Below are 795 nucleotides of genomic sequence, written 5' to 3'. Positions count from 1 at the left end.
ATAGAAGAAGCTTTAAAAATATTTACAGGACAAAAAATTACTTTAAAAGCTAGTTCACGTACAGATTCAGGGGTTCATGCAACACGGCAAATAGCACATTTTGATTCACATATTTGTCGAAGTCAAAAATCATGGGTAATGGGTATTAATTTTAATTTACCTATTGATATTAGGATTCGTTGGGCTGTTAAAGTATCAGAGACTTTTAATTCTCGTAAAGCAATTGCTAGAAGATATAGATATTTAATTTATAATAATTTTATCCCATCAGCTTTAATACATCAGACGATGATTTGGCATAAAACCCCTCTAAATATAAATCAAATGCAGATTGCTGCTCAAAGTTTAGTTGGTAAACATGATTTTACATCTTATCGGTCTTCAAGTTGTCAATCTATAAATACAATTAAAAATTTACATTTTATTGAAATACGTAGATATGGTCCAATATTAATAATTGATATACAAGCAAATTCATTTTTACATCATATGGTTAGAAATATTGTTGGAGTTTTATTAGAGATTGGGGATGGTCGGCGGTCAAGAAATTGGTGCAATGAAATTTTATTAAAAAAAAATCGTAATGAAGCAGGAATAACAGCTAAAGCACAAGGTTTATATTTGGTTGATGTTATATATAATAAAGAATTACAAAATAAATTACCTATTGAACCAATAGGTCCACCTCATTTATTTTATATATAAAAAAATGGAGTATATTTTTAATGAAAACCAAAAAAAAAATAAGAAGAGTAAGAGTTAAATATTGTGGAATTACTAATAAATCAGATCTAA

Annotated in this window: 1 protein-coding gene; it reads left to right on the top strand. The window is 27.3% G+C overall.

Features of this window, described 5'->3' with window-relative positions; translation table 11 throughout:
• A partial coding sequence (truA, locus tag IE124_RS34185; RefSeq protein WP_189513949.1) for a tRNA pseudouridine(38-40) synthase TruA occupies window positions 1-705 on the top strand: 705 nt, incomplete at its 5' end.
• Between the last annotated feature and the right edge of the window lie 90 nt (window positions 706-795).

Source organism: Streptomyces narbonensis (genome assembly GCF_014649015.1).
Taxonomy (GTDB): Bacteria; Actinomycetota; Actinomycetes; order Streptomycetales; family Streptomycetaceae; genus Streptomyces; species Streptomyces narbonensis.
The sequence above is the reverse complement of the archived record's forward strand: the minus strand, read 5'-3'. Positions and strand labels throughout refer to the sequence as shown.